Origin of the sequence: Microcella indica, from assembly GCF_013414345.1 — a bacterium.
Lineage (GTDB): Bacteria > Actinomycetota > Actinomycetes > Actinomycetales > Microbacteriaceae > Microcella > Microcella indica.
The window spans coordinates 945,070-964,307 of sequence record NZ_CP058670.1; the positions used below are offsets into that span (position 1 = coordinate 945,070).

The following is a 19,238-nucleotide window of genomic DNA, read 5'->3' on the forward strand; positions in this document are numbered from 1 at the left end:
CCAAGGAGCACCACCGACGTGACGAACAACGAGGTTCCGCAGGGTGGATTCGCTGAGGCTGGTGCCGACCTCGAGCTGGTCGGCATCAGCAAGCGATTCCCCGGGTTCACTGCCATCGAGGAGCTCGATCTGACCATCCCGGCCGGATCGTTCTTCGCTCTGCTGGGCCCGTCCGGCTGCGGCAAGACGACCACCCTGCGGCTCATCGCCGGGCTCGAGGAGCCGACGACCGGTCGCATCCTCATCGGCGGTCGGGACGTGACGAGCATTCGGGCCTACCAGCGGCCGGTCAACACGGTGTTCCAGAGCTACGCGCTCTTCCCGCACATGACGATCATCGAGAACGTCGCGTTCGGGCTCAAGCGCCGCGGGATCAAGAACGCCGATCCGCTCGCGCACGAGGCGCTCCAGCTCGTCGAGCTCGACCACGTCGCGAACCGCAAGCCCGCGCAGCTCTCTGGTGGTCAGCAGCAGCGCGTCGCTCTCGCCCGCGCTGTCGTCAACCGCCCCGCTCTGCTCCTGCTGGACGAGCCGCTCGGGGCGCTCGACCTCAAGCTGCGCCGCCAGATGCAGATCGAGCTCAAGGACATCCAGAGCGAGGTCGGTCTCACCTTCCTGCACGTGACACACGACCAGGAAGAGGCCATGACCATGGCCGACACGGTCGCGGTCATGAACAAGGGCCGCATCGAGCAGATGGGCAACCCGCAGGAGCTCTACGAGCTTCCGCACACGGCCTTCGTCGCCACCTTCCTCGGGCAGTCCAACCTGTTCACCGGTGAGGTGACGTCGAGCGGCTCATCCTCGATCTCCGTCGACGTCTCCGGCACGACGATCGACGTGCGCTCCGATCGAGCGCAGCGGCACCGCGGGCGCATCACCGTGGGCGTGCGCCCGGAGAAGGTCACGCTGCACGACAGCGCTCCGAAGCAGTCCAGCGACCGCAACGTCGTCGGGCCCGGCCGGGTGACGGATGTCTCCTTCAGCGGCGTGAGCACGCAGTACGAGGTGACGCTGCCCACGCACGGGGTCGTGACCGTGTTCTCCCAGAACACGAGCATCACCGCGATGCACCACGATGGCGATGAGGTCTGGCTCAGCTGGGACGTCGGCCACACCTTCGGGCTCGCGGACGAGTCCTACACGGCAGCCGGCTCGCGCTTCCAGGACGACACCGACACCTCGATGATCGCCACCCAGTCGCGCGAGAAGCTCGAGGCAGAGCTCGGGGCGGACTGAGCCGTGGCCTTCACCGCCTTCTCCGCTCAGACGAGCGCGGCCGAGCCCGCGGCGAAGCGGCGCAGCCCCATCGCGCTCTTCCTGCTTCTGCCCGGTGTGCTCTATCTCGTGCTCTTCTTCGTCACGCCGCTCATCTCGCTCATCATCACGAGCTTCCAGGCGCCCGACCCGCTGCAGTTCGGGATCTACACGAACGCGTTCCGGTGGGAGAACTACGTCACGGTGCTCGAGACCTACGGCGAGCAGTCACTGCGGTCGGCGGGCTACGCGGCGCTGGCGACCCTCTTCGCGCTCCTCATCGGCTTCCCTCTCGGGTACTTCATCGGCATCACGCTGCGGCCGTACCCGTTGCTGCAGGGTCTCGCCCTCGTGCTCGTGATCGCGCCGTTCTTCATCTCCTTCCTGCTGCGCACGCTCGCGTGGAAGCAGATCTTCTCCGATGAAGGCCCCATCGCGGGTGTCCTCGGCGCTCTCGCGATCCTGCCGCCGGGGCAGGCGATCACCGGCACGGCGTTCTCCGTCATCTTCGGGCTCACCTACAACTTCGTGCCGTTCATGACCCTGCCGATCTACGCGACGCTCGCGAGCCTCGACCTGCGTCTGCTCGAGGCCGGCAACGACCTCTACGGCAGCCCCGCGGTGACCTTCCGCACGGTGACCCTTCCGCTCTCGGCGGCGGGCGTCATGTCGGGCACGCTCCTGACGTTCATCCCCGCCGCTGGTGACTACATCAATGCCTCCCGCGAGTTCCTCGGATCATCCGAGACGACGATGATCGGCAACGTGATCGAGACGAACTTCCTCGTGCTGCAGAACTTCCCCGCCGCCGCGGCGCTCTCGATCGTGCTCATGGCCGCGATCCTCATCCTCGTGAGCCTCTACGTGAAGCGCTCGGGAACGGAGGAGCTGCTGTGAGAGGCTTCGGCAAGTGGGCCATCTGGGTCTACGCGGGCATGGCGTTCGTCTTCCTGCTCATCCCGATCGTGTACACGATCGTGTTCTCGTTCAACGACGCGCGACGCACGAACATCATCTGGCGCGGGTTCACGCTCGACAACTGGCTCACGGTGTGCGAGGCGCAGACCGTGTGCCAGGCGTTCGGCAACAGCATCCTCATCGGTGTCGTCGCGACCGTGCTCGCCACGACCCTCGGCACCATGATCGCGATCGCGCTCGTGCGGTACCGCTTCCGGTTCCGCAACACCACGACCCTGCTGATCTTCCTGCCCATGACGACGCCGGAGGTCGTGCTCGGAGCCGGTCTCGCCGCGCAGTTCCTCCAGGCGGGCGTGCCCAAGGGGCTCGGCACGATCATCCTCGCGCACACCCTGTTCTGCCTGAGCTTCGTCGTCGTGACCGTGCGCGCCCGCGTGGCGAGCATCGACCCGGCGCTCGAGGAGGCGGGCCGCGATCTGTACGGCAACCCGCGGCAGGTGTTCTGGCGCATCACGTTCCCGATGCTCCTGCCCGGCGTCGTGGCCGCTGCGCTGCTGTCGTTCGCCCTGAGCTTCGACGACTTCATCATCACGAACTTCAACCGGGGTGCCGAGGTGACCTTCCCGAGCTTCGTCTACACCGCGGCCGCGCGAGGGATCCCGCCTGAGGCGAACGTCATCGCATCCGGCGTGTTCTTCCTCGCGATCGCGCTCGTGCTCATCGCTCAGCTGAGCGCGGCCGCGCGGCGGCGCAAGCTCGCCACGACCACGTAGGACGGCCGGACGGCGCTAGACGCTCACGACGAGGCCGCCGACGACCTCGCCGCCGCCCAGCACGGGCGGCGCGAGCGAGGCGACGACCTCCTCGGCTGCCTCGGCGTCGACGACGCCCTCTGCCACGAGGAGCGCCAGCGCCACGGGCGTCGTGGCGCGCATGCCGCCGTCGAGCACCTTGACGGCGACGGCGACCCCCTCGGGGGTCGCGAGCACGACGAGCCCTTCCGCACCGATCTTCGCGAGCAGCCCGAGTTGCTCGATGACGACAGTGTTGGCGCGCCCGACACCGTCGATGGCCCAAGGCTGCGCCCGCACGGCGGCCATGAACGCGGCGGCGTGCGCCGACTCTCCTGCCGCGACGCGGGCGATGCCCCGCGCGAGAGCCGCGAGGGAGGTCGCGTGCAGGGGAGCCCCGCAGCCGTCGACGGCCGTGCGGTGCACGGCCTCACCGGTCCACTGCGCGATCGTCTCGACCACGCGCCGCTGCACCGGATGCTCGACGTGCAGGTAGTGCCGGGCATCCGCCCCGAGGGCGTCGCTCGCGCGCAGGAAGCCCGCGTGCTTGCCGGAGCAGTTCATCGTGACGCGCGTGGCAGCCAGCCCCGCCGCGCGTCGTTCCGCGCGCTCGCGGGAGCCGAGCGGCGGCTCGACCGGGCACTGCAGGTCGTCGGGCGACCGGCCGTCCTCGGCGAGCATGCCCTCCACGACGGCGAGGTGCGCGGGCGACCCGCAGTGGCTCGCGGTCGCGAGCACGAGCTGCTCGTCGGTGAAGCGCGCTCCCGCCTCGAGCATCGCGATCGCCTGCAGCGGCTTCAGCGTCGAGCGCGGGTAGATCGTCGCGCGCACGTCGCCGACGGCGCGCAGTACGCGTCCGGAGGCGTCGACGACGGCTGCTGCGCCGAGGTGGCGCGACTCGACGAGCCCCGATCTCTCGAGCCGCGCGAGCTCCACGCAGCCCGCGGGCTCGAGAGCGCGCTCGGTGCCGGCCATCCCGCTCAGGAAGCGGAGAGCGCCGCGTCGAGCACGCCGACCGCGTCGAGCAGCAGCGCGTCGCTGATGACGAGGCTCGGGAGGAAGCGGATCACGTTGCCGTACGTGCCCGCCGTGAGGGCGAGCACACCCTGCTCGGCGGCGGCGGCGGCCACGCGCGCGACCGTGGCCGCATCCGGCTCGCCCGTCTCGGGGTCGGTGAACTCGATCGCGAGCATCGCGCCCATGCCGCGCACATCGCCGATGACGGGATGCTGGCGCTGCAGCTCGAGCAGGGCGGGCTTGAGCACTCCCTCGATGCGGCGCGCCTCGGCCAGCAGGTCGCGGCTGACGATCTGCTCGAGCACGGCGACGGCGGCCGCGCACGCGACGGGGTTCCCGCCGAACGTGCCGCCGAGCCCTCCCGCGTGGGCCGAGTCCATGATCTCCGCACGCCCCACGACTCCCGCGAGCGGCATACCGCCCGCGATGCCCTTCGCGGTCGTGATGAGGTCGGGCACGATGCCGAAGTGCTCGCTCGCGTAGAACGCACCGGTGCGCGCGACACCGCTCTGCACCTCGTCGGCGACGAACACGATGCCGTGGGCGCGGCACCACTCGACGAGCGCCGGGAGGTAGCCATCGGCGGGGACCATGAACCCGCCCTCGCCCTGGATCGGCTCGACGACGAGGCACGCGAGGTCGGCGGCGCCGACGCGCTTCTCGAGGTAGCTGATCGTGCGCTTCGCGGCCTCGGGGCCCGAGAGCTTGTCGAGATACGGGTAGGAGCTCGGGGCGTGGTGCACATCGCCCGCGAAGGGCCCGAAGCCCGTGTTGTACGGAGCGGCCTTGAAGTTCATCGCCATCGTGAGGTTCGTGCGCCCGTGGTAGCCGTGGTCGAGCACCGCGACGCCGTTGCGCCCCGTGTGCTTGCGCGCGATCTTGACGGCGTTCTCGAGAGCCTCAGCGCCCGAGTTGACGAGCACGACCTTCTTCGCGTGGTCGCCGGGGGAGTGCTGCACGAGCAGCTCGGCGACGCGCACGTACGGCTCGTACGGTGTCACGGTGAAGAGCGTGTGGGTGAGACGGCCCACCTGCTCGCGCACGGCCTCGACGACGGCATCGTCGGTGTGGCCGACCGTCGTGACACCGATGCCGCCGCCCAGGTCGATGAAGTGGTTGCCGTCGACATCGACGGCGATGGCGCCGTGCGCCCGGTCGATGTAGACGGGCAGCGTCGTGCCGACGCCGGCGGAGACGACGGCCAGCCGGCGCTCGTGCAGCTCGCGCGAGCGCGGGCCCGGAATCTCGGTGACGACGCGGCGCTCCTGGGCGATGTCGGTGCCCGGCGCGAGGCTCGCGGAGGAGGCGGAGAGGGTGTCTGTCATGGTGGGATGAGTGTACTCCGCGACACTGATCGACCGAAGGGGCGCGACATGGGCAGCGAGCACGGCTACGCGGTGAGCATCCAGTGGACGGGCAATCGGGGCGAGGGCACGGCCACGTACCGTTCCTACGGTCGCGACCACCGCATCCTCGCCGAAGGCAAGACCCACGAGATCGAGGGGTCGAGCGATCGCACCTTCCGCGGTGATGCCGAGCGCTGGAACCCCGAGGAGCTCGTCATCGCAGCCCTCAGCCAGTGCCACCTGCTGAGCTACCTGCATGTCGCCGCGAGCAACGGCCTCGTCGTCGTCGACTACCGCGACGAGGCGAGCGGGACGCTCGAGCAGGAGGGTGAGGGCGGCCGGCTCGTCGAGGCGACGCTGCGCCCGCGCGTGACGCTCGCCGCCCATCACAGCGAAGAGGATGCGCGCCGGGCCGCGCACCTGCACGAGCGGGCGAGCGAGCTGTGCTTCATCGCCAACTCGGTGAGCTTCCCCGTCGCGCACGAGCCGGTCACGCTCGTCGCCGGCGCGCAGGGGGCACCAAGACTCTGATGGCAGGATGGAGACTTCGTGCCCGTCCCCGACCGCTACCGGAGCTTCCTCGTGCGCCGTACTCCCTTCGCCCTGCTGACCGCGGGCCTTCTCGTCTCCCTCGCCGCGTGCACCCCCGGCGACGGTTCACCGGACGCCGCCCTCGAGGGCTGCGTCGAGGCCGGTGACGCCTCGCAGGCCGTCGCGGTCGACGGCGCTGCCGGGTCGGCGCCCGAGATCAGCTTCGAGGCTCCGCTCGTGGCCGAGTCGACGCAGCGATCACTGCTGACCGAGGGCGAGGGCGATCGCGCCGAGAACGGCGACACCGTCCTCATCGAGTACTCCGTGTTCAACGGGGAGACCGGCGACGAGCTCGCGTCGACGGGCTTCACGGGCGAGAACGCCGAGGCCTTCCCCATCGACACCGCGAGCGAGCAGCTCGTCGGCTTCTCGCTCCTCCTCGAGTGCGCCGCACCCGGCGCCCGCATCGCGGGCGTCATCCCACCCGCTGAGGGCTTCGGCGAGGCGGGTATCCCCGAGCTGCAGCTCGCGGGCACCGAGTCCCTCGTCTTCGTGATCGACGTCGTCGAGATCCTCGACGCGCCCCTCGACCGCGCCGAGGGCGCGGCGGGCGAGGCGCCCGACGGCTTCCCCGAGGTCACGCTCGACGACGACGGCGCGCCGACGATCGTCATCCCCGACGAGGCGCCGCCCGCCGAGTTCGGCCTCGCCGTGCTCATCGAGGGAGAGGGCCCCGTCGTCGAGGAGGGCGCCGAGGTGACCGTGCACTACACGGGCATCAACTGGAACACGGGCGACGTCTTCGACTCCAGCTGGCAGCGCGGCGCCCCCGCCACGTTCCCCACCGACGGCGTCATCCAGGGCTTCCGCGATGCGCTCGTCGGCCAGGCCGTCGGCTCCCAGGTCATCGCGATCATCCCGCCCGACCTCGGCTACGGCCCGCAGGGCGGCACGCCAGACGGCTCGATTGGCGCGGAGGACACGATCGTCTTCGTCGTCGACATCCTCGGCACGCGCTGAGCGCACGCGGCAGGATAGGGCGCATGCGCGACATCATCGTCCTCGGCTCCACGGGCTCCATCGGGGTCCAGGCCCTCGAGGTCATCGCCGCGAACCCGGAGCGCTTCCGCGTCGTCGGGCTCGCAGCCGGCCGCAATCGCGAGCTCGTGGAGCAGCAGGCACGAGACCACTCCGTGCAGCACGTCGCCCTCGGCGCCGAGGCCGCAGCCGAGCTCGTGCGGGATGTCGCCTGCGACGTCGTGCTCAACGGCATCACCGGGTCGGTCGGTCTCGCGCCGACGCTCGCGGCGCTGCGCGCGGGGCGCATCCTGGCCCTTGCCAACAAGGAGAGCCTCATCGTCGGCGGGTCCCTCGTGACGGACCTCGCGGCGCCCGGCCAGATCGTGCCAGTCGACAGCGAGCACTCCGCGATCGCGCAGTCTCTGCTCGCGGGCGAGCACCACGAGGTGCGCCGGCTCGTGCTCACGGCGAGCGGCGGCCCGTTCCGCGGGCGAACGCGTGCCGAGCTCGCCGACGTCACGCCCGCGCAAGCGCTTGCGCACCCGACGTGGGATATGGGGCGCGTCATCACGACCAACTCGGCCACGCTCGTCAACAAGGGCCTCGAGGTCATCGAGGCGCACCTGCTCTTCGACGTCCCCTACGAGCGCATCGACGTGACCGTGCACCCGCAGTCGATCGTGCACTCGATGGTCGAGTTCGTCGACGGCTCGACGATCGCGCAGTGCTCGCCGCCCGACATGCGCCTGCCGATCTCCCTGGGCCTCGACTGGCCGCATCGCGTCGCCGGTGTCGGTGCGCCACTCGACTGGAGCACGGCGAGCACGTGGACTTTCGAGCCGCTCGACGAGGTGGCCTTCCCGGCCGTCGCGCTCGCCAAGCAGGTGGGTGCTGCGGGGGCGACGTTCCCGGCGGTGTTCAACGCGGCCAACGAGCAGGCCGTGCACGCCTTCCATGACGGGGCGCTCGGCTACCTCGAGATCCTCGATACCGTGCGCGCGGTCGTCGATCGGCACGAGCCGCACGCCATGACCCTCGACGGCGTGCTCGACGCCGAGCGCTGGGCGCGCGCCGAGGCCGACGCGCTCATCGGCTCACGCTGAGCGCGCGGCACTAGAGTTACCGCTCGTGGAGACCGTGCTGCTGTACATCGTCGGCATCCTCGTCGTCGTCGTCGGCCTCGTGGTGTCGATCGCCCTGCACGAGCTCGGCCACTTCGTGCCCGCGAAGCTCTTCGGCGTGCGCGTGGGCCAGTTCATGGTCGGCTTCGGGCGCACGATCGTGTCGTGGCGGCGTGGCGGCACCGAGTACGGGTTCAAGTGGATCCCGCTCGGCGGCTACATCTCGATGGCGGGCATGTATCCGCCCGCCGCCGGCTCGGCGGAGCGCTATGCGACAACGGGCTTCTTCCAGACCCTCGTGCAGGACGCCCGCTCGGCTTCCGCCGACACGATCGTCGAGGGGGAGGAGCACCGTTCCTTCTACCGGCTGGCGGTGTGGAAGCGCGTCATCGTCATGCTCGGCGGCCCGCTCATGAACCTCGTCATCGCGGTCGTGCTCTACGCGGTCGTGCTCATGGGCTTCGGCCTCGCGCAGCCCTCGACGACGATCGGCAGCGTCAACGAGTGCGTGCTGCCGGCGACGAGCGAGCGCCAGGAGTGCGCGCCGGGCGATCCGCTCGCGCCGGGTGCGGAGGCAGGGCTGCTGCCGGGGGATCGCATCGTCGCGATCGACGGCGCCCCGATCGATGAGTGGGATGCCGTGCTCACGACGGTGCGCGACGCAGCCGGCGAGCCCCTCGACTTCACCCTCGACCGCGGAGGCTCGGCGGTGTCGACCACGCTCACACCGCTGCTCACGGAGCGCTACGTGATCGACGAGCGCGGTCAGCTCGTGGAGGGCGCGGACGGCGAGCTGCTCACGCAGCAGGTCGGGTTCATCGGCATCGGCGCAGCCTTCGAGACGGCCCAGCAGCCCGCGAGCGAGGTTCTCCCCGCCGTGGGCGACAACATCGTGCGGGTGGGCGAGATCATCCTGACGCTGCCCCAGCGCATGATCGACGTCGCCGAGGCCGCCTTCGGCCCGGGGGAGCGCGACCCCAACGGCCCGATCAGCGTGGTGGGCGTCGGCCGTATCGCGGGCGAGATCGCGAGCATCGACACGCTGCCCGTCGTCGAGCGCATCTCCGCGCTCACGGGTCTCCTCGCCTCGCTCAACGTCGCCCTCTTCGTGTTCAACCTCATCCCGCTCCTGCCGCTCGACGGCGGGCACATCGCCGGGGCATTGTTCGAGGGTGCGCGCCGTCGTCTGTGGGCGCTCTTCGGCAAGCCCGACCCCGGGCCGGTCGACACGGCCAAGCTCGTGCCGATCACGCTTGCCGTGGTGGTGGTGCTCGGCGTCATGAGCGCTCTGCTCATCTACGCCGACATCGTCAAGCCGATCACCCTGTTCTAGGTGTAGTGCCCAGGGACGTTGTTTGATCTGGACGTCCTGACATGGCGAGAACCTCCGAGGCAGAGTGGAGCTGCTTACTGCATCCGCTCTGAACCAAGGAGGTTCTCGTGTCCCACGGTAATGCCGCCCTGACGCCTCGCCAACGTCTTCGCCTTGCCCGGCAGGTTGTCGATGATGGCTGGTCGATCTCGGCCGCGGCTGACTACTTTCGCGTGTCCTATCCGACGGCAGCGAAATGGGCCAAACGGTATCTCGAGCTCGGCCCTGAAGGCATGGCCGATCGCTCCAGCCGACCCCACACGCATCCCAACAAGACGCCGCAGGCGGTGGTGAAGAAGATCGTGCATTTGCGGATCAAGAAGCGTCTCGGGCCGGTTCAGATCGCTGGCCTGCTGGGCGTGCCCTCCTCGACCGTGCACGCGGTGCTGGTGCGCTGCAAACTCAACCGCCTCTCCCACGTGGACGTGAAGACCGGAGAGCCGGCTCGCCGCTACGAGCATGACAGGCCGGAGGCGATGATCCACGTCGACGTGAAGAAGCTGGGCAACATTCCCAACGGCGGAGGGTGGCGGTTCGTGGGCCGCGAACAGGGCAGACGAAATCGTCAGTCAACACCCGGTCTCGCACGCAGCAGACATCACAACGAGCTGATGCGGCACGCCTTCGTTCACACCGTCATCGATGACAACTCTCGCGTGGCCTACGCCGAGATCCACGACGACGAGACCGCAGCCACCGCAATCGGGGTGCTCCGGCGAGCAACGTCCTGGTTCGCCGATCGTGGCGTCACCGTCGAGCGCGTGCTCTCTGACAATGGCTCCGCCTACCGATCCCATGCATGGAGGGCCGCCTGCCGTGAGTTGGGGATCACGCCGAAGCGAACCCGCCCCTACCGGCCGCAGACCAACGGAAAGATCGAACGGTTCCACCGCACCATGGCCGACGGATGGGCATTCACGAAGCACTACAACTCCGAGTCAGCCCGCCGAGCAGCCCTCCCGGCATGGCTCCATCACTACAATCACCATCGGCTGCACACGGCCATCGGCAAGGTCCCACCCATCAGCCGGCTAAACAACCTGCCTGGGCACTACAACTAGGGCACCGCCGCGCGCTGCTCGCTCGTCAGCGGGCGGGGCGAACCGCCGTGTCGCGTTGACATCGTCGTGACACGCACGATACGTTTCCTGAAACCTGAACCACCTGTCAGGTCACAGCCCCGAATCCTTCTACGGCAGCAGGAAAGGCACGCACATGCGCACCCAGAAGTTCTTCGTCCCGGCGATCCTCGCGATCGCCGGCCTCACGCTCGCGGGCTGTGCGCCCACGGCGAGCGATCCCGGCACCGACGGTGAGGCGCAGCCCGCCGTTCCCGTCGCGGTCATCACCTCCGAGACCGGCCCGCTCGCCGCCTACGGCGGCGCATACCTCGCCGGCTTCGAAGCCGGTCTCGACTACGCGACCGACGGCACGGGAGCCGTCGACGGCCGAGAGATCGACGTCACGGTCTACGATGACGCCGGTGACACCGACACCGCCGTCAACCTCGCTCGCGACGTCATCGGTCAGGGTGTCCAGATCCTCGCCGGCACCGTGTCCTCGGGCATCGCCCTCTCGCTCGCGGAGCAGGCCGAGCAGAACCAGATCCTCTACATCGCGGGCCCCTCGGCGGCAGACGCCGTGACGGGCATCAACGACTACACCTTCCGCTCGGGACGCCAGACCTACCAGGACGTCGCCACGGCGGGAACGTTCATCGGCGACCCGGCCGGTCAGAAGGTCGTCGTCTTCGCGCAGGACACCGCATTCGGTCAGGGCAACCTCGCCGGCGTCGACGCGGTACTCGGCGGAGCGGGAGCGGAGGTCGAGGGAATTCTCGTCCCCGAGGACGCGACCGAGTTCACTCCCTTCGCCCAGCAGATCCTCTCCGCCGACGCCGACCTGGTCTTCGTGGCCTGGGCCGGTGCGACGAGCGCGGCCATGTGGCAGGCGCTCGACCAGCAGGGCGTGTTCGACGCGATCCCCGTCGTCACCGGTCTCGGTGACGTCGCCACCTACGGCGCCTACGCCGAGGCGAGCGACCAGATCAGCTTCCTCAACCACTACTTCGGCGGGGCCGCGGGCACCGAGGTCGAGGCGGCCATGATCGAGCGCCTCGAGGCCGCGGGCGCCACGCCGGACCTGTTCTCCCCCGACGGCTTCGTCGCCGCGCAGATGGTCGTGCAGGCGATCCGCGAGGGCGGCGATGACGTCGACGGCATGATCGCGGCGCTCGAGGGCTGGACCTTCGAGGGGCCGAAGGGCACGACGACGATTCGAGCCGAGGACCACGCTGTGCTGCAGCCGATGTTCCAGGCCCGCCTGGTGGAGCAGGACGGCTCGTGGGTGCCGGAGCTCATCGAGATCGTCGAGGCCGACACGGTCGCCCCGCCGGTCGTCGGCTAGTCGCCCGGCCCACGGCACAGAGAGAGTTCGCACCATGACCGACCAGCCCGTGCTCGCCGTCGAGCACCTCGAGCTGCAGATCGGGGGCGCACGCATCATCGATGACGTGACGCTCTCGGTCGGCCGCGGCGAGATGCTCGGCGTCATCGGCCCCAACGGCGCCGGCAAGACGACACTGTTCAACCTCATGAGCGGCATCATGACCCCCACCGGGGGCCGGGTGCTGCTGCGCGGGGACGACGTGACGCGCCTGACCGTGCAGCGCCGCGCACGGGCTGGTCTCGGTCGCACTTTCCAGACCTCGAGTCTCTTCACGGGGCTCTCTGCGCTCGAGAACGTTCGCCTCTCCGCTCAGGTGTCGATCGGGCACGAGCTCTCGGTGCTCGCCCGTCCGAGGCGGGGTGACGCCGCGACGAGCGCGGCCGAGGAGAGGCTCGAGGAGGTCGGGCTCACGCACCACGCCGAGACGACGGCTGGCGTGCTCTCGCACGGCGACAAGCGCAAGCTCGAGATCGCCATGCTGCTCGCGACCGAGCCGAGTGTCATCCTCCTCGACGAGCCCATGGCAGGAGTCGCCTCCGGCGATGTGCCCGAGCTCGTCGAGGTCATCCGCCGGGTCCACCGCAGCGGCCGCACGGTGCTCATGGTCGAGCACCACATGGACGTCGTGCTCGGGCTCGTCGACACTGTCGCGGTCATGCACCACGGCCAGGTGCTCGCGTGGGATACCCCGCAGGCCGTCATGGCCGACCCGACCGTGCAGTCCGCCTATCTGGGAGAGAGCCTGTGAGCGCCCCGTCCAGCACCGCACCGCTTCTCCGCGTGAGCGGCCTGAGCGCCCTCATCGACGGCCAGCAGGTCGTCGAGTCCGTCGACTTCGAGGTGCCTCCCACCGGCGTGACGGCCGTCCTCGGTCGCAACGGCGTCGGCAAGACGAGCACCTTGCGCGCGATCATGGGTCTGATCACCCGCTCCGGCACGGTCGAGTTCGAGGGCGAGCGCATCGACGGCCTGCCCACGCACCGCATCGTGCAGCGCGGGGTCGGCTACGTGCCGGAAGACCGGGAGGTCTTCTCGCAGCTCACGGTCGCCGAGAACCTCAGGCTCGCCACGCGCGGCGGCGCGCCTCATCGCGACCTCGTCGACGAGCTCTTCCCCGACCTCGTGCAGCGCAGTGCTCAACGGGCCGGGTCGCTCTCCGGCGGCCAGCAGCAGATGCTGTCCCTGGCTCGCACGCTTCTCAACGACAACCGCATCCTGCTCGTCGACGAGCCCACCAAGGGCCTCGCGCCGATGATCGTGCAGGATGTCGCCGCCGCGCTCGAGCGCGCCGCGGCCACGACTCCCATCCTGCTCGTCGAGCAGAACCTGCCGATCGTGCGCCGCCTGGCGGACACCGTCGTCGTGATCGAGGGCGGCCGCGTGGTGCACACGGGAGACGCGGGCGAGCTCCTCGACGACGACGAGCGCACCCAGCGCCTCCTCGGCGTCCACACGACGGGCGACGACGACGACGCGCGTACCGACTCGGAGGTCGACCGATGAGCACCGTGATCCTTCTTCTCATCACGGGTCTCGGGCTCGGGGCGCTGTACTTCCTCGTGGCGAGCGGCCTCTCGCTCATCTACGGCCTCATGGGCGTGCTCAACTTCGCTCACGGCTCCTTCCTCACCCTCGGCGCGTTCCTCGGCTGGGAGTTCGCGCGCCGCATGGACGACGGGTCGTGGGGCACCTTCCTGCTCTCGATCCTCGTGGGCGCGATCGTCGGTGCGACCGTCGCGGCGCTCACCGAGCTGCTGCTCATCAGACCGCTCTATCTGCGGCACATCGAGCAGGTGCTCGTGACCGTCGGCCTCTCGCTGGCGACCGTCGCGCTCTTCGAGGGAATCTGGGGCGTCGACCCGATCTTCATCGTCGGGCCCGAGTGGCTCGCGCAGACCACCGACATCGGGGGTGCGCTCATCCCCAACGACCGGTTCATCCTCATCGCGGCGGCACTGCTCGTGCTTCTCGCGCTCGTGCTCTTCCTTAAGTTCACGCGCTACGGGCTCATCATCCGCGCGGGCGTCGAGAACCGTGCGATGGTGACGGCGCTCGGCATCGACGTGCGCAAAGCCTTCACCCTGGTCTTCGCGATCGGCGGCGCGGCGGCGGGCATCGGCGGCGTTCTCGCCTCGCACTACTTCGGCTACGTCTCCCCGCTCATCGGCGGATCGCTGCTCATCTTCGCCTTCATCGTCACGGTGATCGGCGGCCTCGGCTCGCTCACGGGGGCGGCCATCGCCTCGGTCGTCGTCGCCGTGCTGCAGCAGTTCGCCAACTTCTATCTGGGGGGAACGGGGGACTTCATGGTCGTGGTGCTCTTGGCCGTCGTCCTGCTCGTCCGCCCCACGGGACTCCTCGGGAGCAAGGCATCATGACCCTCATCGACCGCATCCGCACCGCTCGCGCGACCCCGTGGGTCATCGGCGGGGCGCTCATCCTGGTGTTCGCGCTCCTCCCGGTGCTCAACCTGAGCCTGCCCGGCATCCTGCCCGGTGCGACGTACACGCCGGGCACCCTGCAGCTGCTCGCCTTCGCGATGGTCTTCGCGACCCTCGCCCTCAGCTACCACCTGCTGTTCGGAGTCGCCGGCCTGCTCTCGTTCGGCCACGCGCTCTACTTCGCGGTCGGCGCCTACGGCCTCGGGATCGTGCTGCGGGACACGCAGCTCGCCCTCGTGCCCGCCATGGGCGTCGTGCTGCTCGGCGCGGTCGTGCTCGCCGCGGCACTCGGCGCGCTGAGTCTGCGCGTCACGGGTATCGCGTTCGCGATGGTGACGCTCGCCTTCGCCCAGGCCGGCTCGGTGCTCGTGCGCCGCAACGCGGCGATCACGAACGGCGAAGAGGGGCTGCCTCTCGAGGTGGCGAACATCCCGACCGAGCTCGTGGGCGTCATCAATACGCGCAACCTGTATTGGATCGCACTCGGGATGCTCGTGGTCGTGTTCCTCATCGTCACGTGGTTCGAGCGCTCCCGCGCCGGCCACGTCGTCGTCGCGGCACGGGAGAACGACCTGCGGGTGCGCGTGCTGGGCATGACGCCGTTCACCGTTCGACTCATCACCGTCGTGCTCGCCGGCTCGCTCGCGGCGCTCGTGGGCATGGTCTACCTGCTCCTGCAGAGCGGCGTCACGCCGGCCGTGACGACGCCCGACTTCACGCTCACCCTGCTCGTGATCGTCGTGCTCGGCGGTGTCGGGTCCCGCTGGGGAGCGGTCGTCGGTGGCCTCATCTACACGCTCCTCGACCAGCGCCTCACGGCCCTCTCGCGCTCCGAGACGATCGCCGACCTGCCCGATGTGTTGCGCATTCCGCTGAGCGAGCCGCTGTTCATTCTCGGCACCCTCTTTATCCTGGTGGTGGTGCTTCTGCCCGGTGGCCTGGCGGGCCTCGCGCGTCGGGCGACCGCGCGCCTGGCGCGACGGCGTCCTGAGCCGGAGCGCCCGCTCGAGGAGGCGCGATGACCGAGACCCACCCGCTCGACCCCCACCCGCACGACACCCAGCACGACGGCCTGCACACTCTCGGCCGCTGGACGGGGGATCGTGCCAGGGCGACCCCGGAGCGCATCGCGATCGACGACCGCGGTGTCGAGTTGAGCTATCGCGAGCTGCACGATCGAGCATCCCGACTCGCCCGTCTGCTGCGCAGCGCCGGGTACGGCGTCGGCGACCGCATCGCGACCCTCACGGGCAACAGCGCCGACCACGTCGTGCTGTTCTTCGCGTGCGCGCAGGCCGGGCTCGTGCTCGTGCCCATCTCGTGGCGCCTGTCGCCCCGCGAGATCGCGCAGCAGCTCGAGCTCTCCGACCCCGCCCTGCTGGTCGTGGAGGACGAGTTCGCCTCCCTCGCCTCCGCGTCGCTCGAGCGGCTTCTCGCCCCGCCGCCCCGCGCGAGCGTCGGTTCTCGAGGCGTCGAGCGCGCGGTGCCTGCGCCGCTGCGCGGCCGCCTCGCGGATGCCCCGCCGCAGCGCCCCGTGGGCGACGACGACGCCCTGCTCCTCATGTTCACCTCGGGCACCCTCGCCGCCCCGAAGGGCGTCATCCTCACCCACGCGAACTGCTTCTGGACGAACCTCGCGCTCTCGCGCACCGCCGAGATCACGAGCCAGGACACCGTGCTCGCCGTCATGCCGCAGTACCACGTGGGCGGCTGGAACGTGCAGCCGCTGCTCGCCTGGTGGATGGGGGCCACCGTCGTGCTCGAGCGCACCTTCGACCCCGGTCGAGTGCTGCACCTCATCGCCGACCGCGGCATCACGACGACCATGGGTGTGCCCGCGAACTACCTGCTGCTCGCCGAGCACCCCGACTTCGCGAGCACCGACCTGTCGACGTTGCGGCACGCGATCGCGGGCGGCGCTCCCATGCCCGAGCCGCTCCTGCGCACCTGGCACGCTCGCGGCGTCGCGCTCACGCAGGGCTACGGCCTCACCGAAGCCTCGCCGAACGTGCTGTGCCTGCCCGATGAGGACGCTCGGCGTCGGGTCGGGTCTGCGGGGCGGCCGTACCCCCACGTCGAGGTGCTGCTCGTCGACCCGGTGACGAGCGAGCCGATCGAGGGCGCCGGCACGGGAGAGCTGCTCGTGCGGGGGCCGAGCGTCTTCACGGGGTACTTCCGCGATGCGGCGCAGACCGCGGCGACGCTCACCGACGGCTGGCTGCGCACCGGCGACCTCATGGCGCGCGATGACGACGGCTACTACCGCGTGATCGATCGCATCAAGGACATCTTCATCACGGGTGGGGAGTCGGTCGCGCCCGCCGAGATCGAGGCGGTGTTGTTCGAGCACCCCGCGGTCTCCGACGTCGCCGTCATCGGCGTGCCGGACGAGCGATGGGGCGAGGTGCCGGTCGCCTACATCGTGCCGCGCTCGGGCGTCCCTCGGGACGAGACGGCGCTGCGCGAGCACTGCGCGGCGCGACTGGCACGGTTCAAGGTGCCCACGCGCATCCTCGAGATCGAGTCCATTCCCCGGTCGGGCGCCGACAAGGTGCGCCGCCGCGACCTGCTCGAGGCCTGGGGCGGCGCCCAGCTCGCCGCGACGGGCGGTGCCTCGTGAGCGCGGCACCGCGCACGGCGCGCGGCGAGCGCACCCGCCGGGCGATCCTCGACGCCGCCGAGCATGTCTTCGCCGAGCTCGGCTACGCCGAGTCGTCGATCGTGCGCATCACGGAGCGCGCAGGCGTCGGGCAGGGCACGTTCTACCTCTACTTCGACTCGAAGCTGCAGGTCTTCGAAGAGCTCGTCGACGACCTCAACCGCCGCGTGCGGCACGCGATGACGGAGCACGCGACCGACGACATGAGCCGCATCGAGCGCGAGCGCGAGGGCTTTCGCGGCTTCTTCCGCTTCACGGCCGAGCATCCGGCGCTGTACCGCATCGTGCGCGAGGCGGAGTTCGTCTCCCCGCGGTCTCTGCGCCTGCACTACTCGCGCATCGTCGACGGCTACATCGAGGGCCTCACGGCTGCACGCGAGCGTGGCGAAGTGGGCGACATCGATCCGACGGTCGCGGCCTGGGCGCTCATGGGCGTCGGCGAGATGATCGGCATGCGCTGGGTGCTGTGGGGCGAGGAGGGGGCGAGCGGGGCGAGCGCGGATCCGCTCGCGAGCGGCACGACCGACGTGCCCGACGCCGTCTTCGACAGCATGATGCGCTTCATCGAGAACGCGCTCGCAGCGCGCGGAACCCAGGAGGGGGCACCATGACGCAGGTCGTGCAGGGAGAGCTCGACGGTCGCAGGGCGGTCGTCACGGGCGGCGCGAGCGGCATCGGAGAGGCGTGCTCGCGCGCGCTCGCCGCGGCCGGGGCGCACGTCGTCATCGCCGACCGCGACGGCGAGGGCGCCGCGCGCGTCGCTGCGGCGATCGGCGGCGAGGCGTGGGAGGTCGATCTGAGCGATCTGGATGCTCTCGCCGAAGTCGAGCTGCGCGCCGACATCCTCGTCAACAACGCGGGGGTGCAGACGGTGAGCCCGATCGCCGAGTTCGACCCGGCGCGCTTCCGCTTCATCGTCGACCTCATGCTCGTCTCGCCGTTCCTCCTCACGCGCGCCGCCCTGCCGGGCATGTACGAGCGCGGCTGGGGTCGCATCATCAACATCAGCTCGGTGCACGGGCTGCGCGCGAGCGCCTTCAAGTCTGCGTACGTCTCGGCGAAGCACGGTCTCGAGGGCCTGTCAAAGGTCACCGCGCTCGAGGGCGGCCCGCACGGCGTCACGAGCAACTGCATCAACCCCGGCTACGTGCGCACGCCGCTCGTCGAGAAGCAGATCGCCGACCAGGCGCGCGTGCACGGCATTCCCGAGGACGAGGTCGTCGAGCGCATCATGCTCACCGAGAGCGCCGTCAAGCGGCTCGTCGAGCCCGACGAGGTCGCCTCTCTCGCGGTGTGGCTGTGCGGCGCGGCGGCGGGCATGGTCACGGGCTCCTCGTACTCGATGGACGGCGGGTGGAGCGCACGATGACCGAGTTCGCCCCCGCCACGATCGCGGTCCCCGTCCTCGGGGGAGCGCTCACGGTCGGCATCTGGAACGACTCTCCGGATGCGCCCGCGGTGCTCGCGATCCACGGCATCACCGCGAATCACCGGTGCTGGCCGCTCCTGGCAGACCATCTCCCCGGCGTGCGGCTCATCGCTCCCGACCTGCGCGGTCGCGGCCGATCACGCGACCTCGGGGGTCCATACGGCCTCGAGCAGCACGCCCGCGACCTTGTCGCCGTGCTCGACCACCTGGGGCTCGAGAGCGTCGCCGTCGTCGCCCACTCGATGGGGGCGTTCGTCGCGGTGCTGCTCGCGGCGCGCTTCCCCGACCGCGTCTCCTCCCTGACCCTCGTGGACGGCGGGCTGCCGCTCGACCCGCCCGAGCGCGCGGGGTCGGGCGACGAGGCGCACGGTGCTGCGGTACCGGACGGCACGGCTGTGCTCGGGCCAGCCGCGCGGCGCCTCTCGATGACGTTCGCCTCGGTCGAGGAGTACCGCGACTTCTGGCGTGAGCATCCCGCCTTCCGCGACCGCTGGTCGCGCGCTGTCGAGGCCTACGTCGACTACGACCTGCACGGTGAGCCCCCGGCCCTGAAGCCCTCGGGCGACCTGGCGGCGGTCGGCGCCGATGTCGCTGAGCTGTACGGCGGGGAGAGCTACCGCCGGGCGCTCGAGAGCGTGCGCCAGCCGACGACCTTCCTGCGCGCACCGCGCGGCCTCCTCGATGAGCCCGAGGCGCTCTACCGCCCCGAGCGCACGAGCGAGCAGCCGACGATCTCGGGCATGCGCGTCATCGAGGTCGACGACGTCAACCACTACACGATCGTGCTCGCCGAGCCGGGTGCGCGCCGCGTCGCGCGCGCGGTGAGCGACGCACTGCACGTCCCCTCCGCTGCGGCGCCCGCCGCGACCGTCCACGACTGAAAGGCCC

At 70.2% G+C, this 19,238-nt stretch carries 19 protein-coding genes; 17 read left to right on the forward strand and 2 right to left on the reverse strand.

Going from position 1 to position 19,238, the window contains the following annotated elements; genetic code table 11:
* Positions 1-18 precede the first annotated feature (18 nt).
* From HUJ41_RS04640 to HUJ41_RS04650, 3 genes are read left to right on the forward strand one after another with little or no spacing between them, the layout of a single operon-like run.
* The gene (locus HUJ41_RS04640; RefSeq protein WP_179873548.1) at positions 19-1,239 is read left to right on the forward strand and encodes an ABC transporter ATP-binding protein; all 1,221 of its coding nucleotides are present in this window, start codon (positions 19-21) and stop codon (positions 1,237-1,239) included.
* A 3-nt stretch (positions 1,240-1,242) separates the two neighbouring features.
* Entirely contained in the window at positions 1,243-2,154 is a 912-nt protein-coding gene (locus HUJ41_RS04645; RefSeq protein WP_179873549.1) for an ABC transporter permease, read from the forward strand.
* Between the two features lie 38 nt (positions 2,155-2,192).
* The gene (locus HUJ41_RS04650) at positions 2,193-2,948 is read left to right on the forward strand and encodes an ABC transporter permease (RefSeq protein ID WP_179873869.1); all 756 of its coding nucleotides are present in this window, start codon (positions 2,193-2,195) and stop codon (positions 2,946-2,948) included.
* Positions 2,949-2,963: 15 nt separating this feature from the next.
* Here the strand turns inward: HUJ41_RS04650 and HUJ41_RS04655 are convergent, their stop codons facing one another.
* Together HUJ41_RS04655 and gabT are read right to left on the reverse strand one after the other, a co-directional pair.
* Complete coding sequence (locus tag HUJ41_RS04655) at positions 2,964-3,941, reverse strand: asparaginase (protein ID WP_179873550.1); 978 nt, start codon at positions 3,939-3,941, stop codon at positions 2,964-2,966.
* Between the two features lie 5 nt (positions 3,942-3,946).
* Positions 3,947-5,308, reverse strand: coding sequence for a 4-aminobutyrate--2-oxoglutarate transaminase (gabT, locus tag HUJ41_RS04660; protein WP_179873551.1), 1,362 nt, complete (start codon positions 5,306-5,308; stop codon positions 3,947-3,949).
* A 48-nt stretch (positions 5,309-5,356) separates the two neighbouring features.
* Between gabT and HUJ41_RS04665 the strand changes: the two genes are divergently transcribed.
* The 14 genes from HUJ41_RS04665 to HUJ41_RS04730 all read left to right on the forward strand — a co-directional run bounded on the left by HUJ41_RS04665 (position 5,357) and on the right by HUJ41_RS04730 (position 19,231).
* Positions 5,357-5,860: an OsmC family protein gene (locus HUJ41_RS04665; RefSeq protein WP_179873552.1), complete on the forward strand. Its 504-nt coding sequence runs from the start codon at positions 5,357-5,359 to the stop codon at positions 5,858-5,860.
* A gap of 18 nt (positions 5,861-5,878) precedes the next feature.
* Entirely contained in the window at positions 5,879-6,880 is a 1,002-nt protein-coding gene (locus HUJ41_RS04670; RefSeq protein ID WP_224744579.1) for an FKBP-type peptidyl-prolyl cis-trans isomerase, read from the forward strand.
* A 23-nt stretch (positions 6,881-6,903) separates the two neighbouring features.
* Positions 6,904-7,983 (forward strand): 1-deoxy-D-xylulose-5-phosphate reductoisomerase, encoded by a 1,080-nt coding sequence (dxr, locus tag HUJ41_RS04675; protein WP_179873553.1) that lies wholly within the window; start codon positions 6,904-6,906, stop codon positions 7,981-7,983.
* Positions 7,984-8,008: 25 nt separating this feature from the next.
* Positions 8,009-9,334: a M50 family metallopeptidase gene (locus tag HUJ41_RS04680; RefSeq protein ID WP_218925644.1), complete on the forward strand. Its 1,326-nt coding sequence runs from the start codon at positions 8,009-8,011 to the stop codon at positions 9,332-9,334.
* A 107-nt stretch (positions 9,335-9,441) separates the two neighbouring features.
* Complete coding sequence (locus HUJ41_RS04685; protein ID WP_179873554.1) at positions 9,442-10,434, forward strand: IS481 family transposase; 993 nt, start codon at positions 9,442-9,444, stop codon at positions 10,432-10,434.
* A 154-nt stretch (positions 10,435-10,588) separates the two neighbouring features.
* Positions 10,589-11,779, forward strand: coding sequence for a substrate-binding domain-containing protein (locus HUJ41_RS04690; RefSeq protein WP_179873555.1), 1,191 nt, complete (start codon positions 10,589-10,591; stop codon positions 11,777-11,779).
* Between the two features lie 34 nt (positions 11,780-11,813).
* Positions 11,814-12,569, forward strand: a complete 756-nt coding sequence (locus HUJ41_RS04695; protein ID WP_179873556.1) for an ABC transporter ATP-binding protein — start codon at positions 11,814-11,816, stop codon at positions 12,567-12,569.
* On the forward strand, positions 12,566-13,324 hold the full coding sequence (locus HUJ41_RS04700; RefSeq protein ID WP_179873557.1) for an ABC transporter ATP-binding protein: 759 nt from the start codon (positions 12,566-12,568) through the stop codon (positions 13,322-13,324). Before HUJ41_RS04695 ends, HUJ41_RS04700 begins: the two co-directional genes overlap by 4 nt.
* Positions 13,321-14,199, forward strand: a complete 879-nt coding sequence (locus tag HUJ41_RS04705) for a branched-chain amino acid ABC transporter permease (protein WP_179873558.1) — start codon at positions 13,321-13,323, stop codon at positions 14,197-14,199. The genes HUJ41_RS04700 and HUJ41_RS04705 overlap by 4 nt, the downstream gene beginning before the upstream one ends.
* Positions 14,196-15,284, forward strand: a complete 1,089-nt coding sequence (locus HUJ41_RS04710) for a branched-chain amino acid ABC transporter permease (RefSeq protein WP_179873559.1) — start codon at positions 14,196-14,198, stop codon at positions 15,282-15,284. The genes HUJ41_RS04705 and HUJ41_RS04710 overlap by 4 nt, the downstream gene beginning before the upstream one ends.
* The gene (locus tag HUJ41_RS04715; protein ID WP_179873560.1) at positions 15,281-16,882 is read left to right on the forward strand and encodes a class I adenylate-forming enzyme family protein; all 1,602 of its coding nucleotides are present in this window, start codon (positions 15,281-15,283) and stop codon (positions 16,880-16,882) included. Before HUJ41_RS04710 ends, HUJ41_RS04715 begins: the two co-directional genes overlap by 4 nt.
* Positions 16,879-17,532: a TetR/AcrR family transcriptional regulator gene (locus HUJ41_RS04720; RefSeq protein WP_179873561.1), complete on the forward strand. Its 654-nt coding sequence runs from the start codon at positions 16,879-16,881 to the stop codon at positions 17,530-17,532. The genes HUJ41_RS04715 and HUJ41_RS04720 overlap by 4 nt, the downstream gene beginning before the upstream one ends.
* Entirely contained in the window at positions 17,529-18,290 is a 762-nt protein-coding gene (locus HUJ41_RS04725; RefSeq protein ID WP_179873562.1) for a 3-hydroxybutyrate dehydrogenase, read from the forward strand. Before HUJ41_RS04720 ends, HUJ41_RS04725 begins: the two co-directional genes overlap by 4 nt.
* Positions 18,287-19,231: an alpha/beta hydrolase gene (locus HUJ41_RS04730; RefSeq protein WP_224744581.1), complete on the forward strand. Its 945-nt coding sequence runs from the start codon at positions 18,287-18,289 to the stop codon at positions 19,229-19,231. Before HUJ41_RS04725 ends, HUJ41_RS04730 begins: the two co-directional genes overlap by 4 nt.
* Positions 19,232-19,238 lie beyond the last annotated feature (7 nt).